The 3967-nt window shown below is 39.6% G+C and carries 4 protein-coding genes; 3 read left to right on the forward strand and 1 reads right to left on the reverse strand.

Features of this window, described 5'->3' with window-relative positions; genetic code table 11:
* Window positions 1-603: 603 nt before the first annotated feature.
* Window positions 604-894 (reverse strand): hypothetical protein, encoded by a 291-nt coding sequence (locus tag LO761_RS12455; protein WP_272818597.1) that lies wholly within the window; start codon window positions 892-894, stop codon window positions 604-606.
* Between the two features lie 468 nt (window positions 895-1362).
* Between LO761_RS12455 and LO761_RS12460 the strand changes: the two genes are divergently transcribed.
* The 3 genes from LO761_RS12460 (at window position 1363) to LO761_RS12470 (ending at window position 3593) form a co-directional block, all read left to right on the forward strand.
* Window positions 1363-2415: an HK97 family phage prohead protease gene (locus tag LO761_RS12460; protein WP_272818598.1), complete on the forward strand. Its 1053-nt coding sequence runs from the start codon at window positions 1363-1365 to the stop codon at window positions 2413-2415.
* Window positions 2416-2427: 12 nt separating this feature from the next.
* Window positions 2428-3300 (forward strand): hypothetical protein, encoded by an 873-nt coding sequence (locus LO761_RS12465; protein ID WP_272818599.1) that lies wholly within the window; start codon window positions 2428-2430, stop codon window positions 3298-3300.
* A gap of 74 nt (window positions 3301-3374) precedes the next feature.
* Window positions 3375-3593: a hypothetical protein gene (locus LO761_RS12470; RefSeq protein WP_272818600.1), complete on the forward strand. Its 219-nt coding sequence runs from the start codon at window positions 3375-3377 to the stop codon at window positions 3591-3593.
* The last annotated feature ends 374 nt before the right edge of the window (window positions 3594-3967 follow it).

A 3967-nucleotide genomic window follows, 5' to 3' on the forward strand; every position in this document is an offset into this window, starting at 1 on the left:
TATGGGGCACAAAACGAAGCGTATATAACGATAAGTTCACTTAACCCCTTTGTTTTTAACACTTTCAGCCCAATTTTATAAGTTTACATTTTGGGGCAAAAAGTTTACATAGGTTTAATTTTGGTTTACACGAACTTTACTTTTATGGGGGATAAGTTAGCGTAAACTTTACGTTCAATTACAAACACTTTACATCTTAGGGTAAAAAGTGTTTTTCCCTGCGTTCTGTGGGTTTTTCTGCCATTCGTTGGGCAATCGTCAAGGCGTGGCGTTATGGGTGCCGTAAACGGCTTGCAGTGGTACGGTGTTCGGTATGGGTTCGGACAATGTTAGAATGATGTAATAACCCTGTTGTCGTTATCAAAAAAAACAGTGTTTAGGAAAAGAACATGTTAAATCATTTAACGTTTGATTTCGTTCCAAATGGAATATATTTAACAATCAAGGGTGTTTTAACAGAAATTATAGATATTCAACTGGATATTAAAAGTGGGGTTACTTTTAGATTTAGTCTAAATAATTATTAGCATGTTTATACACTTTTATTGTATAAATATAATAAAAGCGCACTTTGTTAGAGTGCGCTTTACTTTGTGCCTGAAATCAAATATAAATTTCACATAGTTTCTTCTCTGCTTTCTTATGTGGGTGAGGACTGCCAAAATATGCCCTGAACATCTCAAACGCTTGGTCTTCCGAAATTTCTATTTCCCCCATAAGTCGGTGTAAGTTACAAACATCTTCTTTCAGGAAATCGGTATCGTCCGATGCGTTTGCACTCTGCATAAAGGAATTGATGGCGTGTTTCAGTTCCCAAATGGCTTCATAACCCCACACTTCGTCTAACACAATGGCAATGTGTTCCTTGCCGTCCAAATTGATTTTTGCAATCATAACTATATTTTTTAGGAATTGAAAAAAGGCACGCCTTAGGTGTCCTATGCCATATAGTAAGGCATTGGGGCGTTTCCGCTTTCCACACCATAGCGTGCAAAAATTGTCTCTTTAATAAAGTCGTTGTCATTGTTACTATATTTTGTAGGATGCTGCAAATATAGTGTGTTTCTTTGAAACCGCCAAATATTTTTGGGAAAAAGTTCAGAAAAGAAAAAATATCAGGCGTAAGTGAGAGAACGCCCGATATTTTTTTCGACTAAGCCCGCAAAGGGGCTGCACACTGCAAAGATAGAAATAATAATTGAATTTGGCAAATATCGTTCTGTTATTTTTATGACTTTCTGCAATGCTTGCAGCGTAAAAGTGTGTAATCGTTGTATATTTCTATGAAAGCGTTTCACACGTTTTCGGTTTGTGGGAGATTATAGAATACCTTTGTACCGTAACACTAAACATCAAAATGATATGGATAAAATTTCATTTGTTATTTCAGACGAAAGCGTGAACAGTTACGGCTATATCGTGAAGACGGAAGGAATAGACACGACCGCCTTTGAGCGAAACCCCGTAATGCTTTACATGCACGAAAGAAAAACCGTAGTAGGACGGTGGGAGAATATCCGCAAGGAGGGTAACAAATTGTTGGCTGATGCCGTGTTTGACGAAAGCACGGAACTTGGAAAGACGGTAAAGGCGCAAGTTGAAAACGGCTTTTTGCGTTCCGCTTCCATTGGGGTGGACATTATCGAGGACACTGTTATCAACGGAATCAAAACGATAACGAAATGTAGCCTTTTCGAGGTGTCTATCGTGGACATTCCCGCCAATCAAAACGCACTTAAACTCTATCGGAAAGGCAGCCGTAAGAGACTGACACTGGAAACGCCCCAAAAGGTGGAGGACTTGCGTGCGGAAATAATATCGCTTTTGGGGCTTGCTGATGATGTTTCGGACGAGGATATTATTGCCGAAATCCAAACACTGCTTAACGTGCCTGACGAGGCTTCCACAGAAGTGGAAAACGCAATAAAAGCGGGATTTGTGGAAAGTAAGGACAAGGGCAATTTCCTGACAATGGCACGTATCAGCCCACAGACATTCCGTTCGTTTGTATCAGGAGAAAAAGAAAAGCGTAAAAAGGCTGTTTTAGCGGCTGTTGATGCAGCTTTATATGATAGGAGGATAGGGTTTGCGCAAAAAGAAATATTCGCCCGTATAGGCAACGAAATGGGGCTTGAAACGCTTTCTTTATTGCTGGGGAGTATGCCCAAAGTTAGAAAGATTAGCGAGATTTTGAGTAAAGACCGCAAGGGGTGGACACTGACGGATTACCGCAAATATGCACCAAACGAGTTAAGGAAGAACCCGAAATTATATGCGGAACTGATAGACAAAGAAAACTCTATCGCAGGGGGCGGCAACGGTGGCAAGCAGACACTTGACTATCTCCGAAAGCATAACCCCGAATATTTGAGGGAACATCCCGAAGAGTACGAGAAACTATTGACAAACATCTAAAAGCAAAAGAATATGGCATTAAACAAGGAGATTTGGATAAGCCAAATCAAGGAGGGTTTTTACCCTGAAAGAAGTTTCCTTAAAAAGGCCGAAAATTTTACCGACTTAGTGGATAATGACACGCTGCATTTTCCCTCTGCCGGAATTGACCCGAAAGTGTTGGTAAACAACAGTACCTACCCGATAAAGATTGTAGGTAGGGACGATGAGGACAACGCTATTGTATTAGATAAGTTCGAGACGGAAAACACCCTCGTTCGCCGTCCTGATGCAATCGAGTACAGTTATGACAAATTGGATAGCGTACTTAAGCAGCACCGTTCCACATTACAAACCGCAACGGCACGCAAGGCGGCTCATGCTTTTGCACCAAGCAAAGACACGACAGACACGCCATTGGTGCTTACCACAGGCGCAACGGCAAGAGGACGCAAGCGCATAACTTTTGAGGACTTATTGGCATTGAAAGAGCGTTTTGATGACGCTTTAATACCATTGGAAGACCGTTATATCATCTTGCACCCACGACACGTTACGGACTTGCTGTTGGAGGACGTGAAACTGTTTAAGGAACTGACGGATATTAAAGACGGTGAGCCGATGAAATTTGCGGGGTTTGGCTGTTATCAGTTCCCATTTATGCCCACCTACAAGGCAAATGCAGGCAGTTGGGAAAAGGTGGCTTATAACGACGAACAGACGGAACAGTTTGCGAGCGTGGCATTTTACGCACACGAAGTAATGAAGGCTGACGGAGAAATCTATATGTATGCCCGTTATGATGACCCAGAAGAACGTGGAACGATTGTCGGCTTTGATAAGCGTTTTATCGCTTTGCCTATCAGGGGAAAAGGAGTCGGGGCTATTATCAGTGCAACCGCATAATATTCGGTTTAGTGTTGTTTGTCTTTGGTGGCGTAACAAGCCAACAAAGATATTTTTAGAAAAATAGAAAAGCAATGAGCATAGTTAGAGAAAACAGTACATATAACCAACTAAGAGGTTATGCACTTCCCAAAGGGAACTCATATAAAACACGTATTAAAGCAGTTAATGACATTTACGACAAACACGCAAAAGACGGTGTAAGCAACCGCCATATATGGAGAGTGTATATATATCCTTTGTTTGGTTTTTGTGAGCGTACTTTTTATAACTATCTCAAACGTGATTTTTGAATAAATATACATCAAAAAGCATCTCAAAAAGAGGTTCTTTATATATCATTGATAATCAATATGTTATGTATTAGAACGCCATTTTAATGCCATTCGAATTTAGAACATTTCGTTTTGTGGAATGTTTTTCTTTACAGATTCAAATGTTAAAGTTTACACGAGAATATAATATAACAATTTGATTATCAGTACAATATAAATGTTAAAATTTACATTGCTAACTTTTTGCTTTAATTTTACTTTGTAATGTAAACCTTTTTATGTGTATCTTTTTGGTTATCAAATAGTTATGGTGTGTTTTCTGTTTCTAAACAAAAGTTAAATAGATACGTTTCGTTTTGCTTTTTTGGAACATTTCGTTTTGCGGATTATAC

Source organism: Phocaeicola oris, from assembly GCF_021295095.1.
GTDB lineage: Bacteria > Bacteroidota > Bacteroidia > Bacteroidales > Bacteroidaceae > Phocaeicola > Phocaeicola oris.

What these genes read in the sequence shown, in the direction of transcription:
- LO761_RS12455 (WP_272818597.1), bottom strand. Translation starts at nt 894, where the DNA reads ATGATTGCAAAAATCAATTTGGACGGCAAGGAACACATTGCCATTGTG.
- LO761_RS12460 (WP_272818598.1), top strand. Translation starts at nt 1,363, where the DNA reads ATGGATAAAATTTCATTTGTTATTTCAGACGAAAGCGTGAACAGTTAC.
- LO761_RS12465 (WP_272818599.1), top strand. Translation starts at nt 2,428, where the DNA reads ATGGCATTAAACAAGGAGATTTGGATAAGCCAAATCAAGGAGGGTTTT.
- LO761_RS12470 (WP_272818600.1), top strand. Translation starts at nt 3,375, where the DNA reads ATGAGCATAGTTAGAGAAAACAGTACATATAACCAACTAAGAGGTTAT.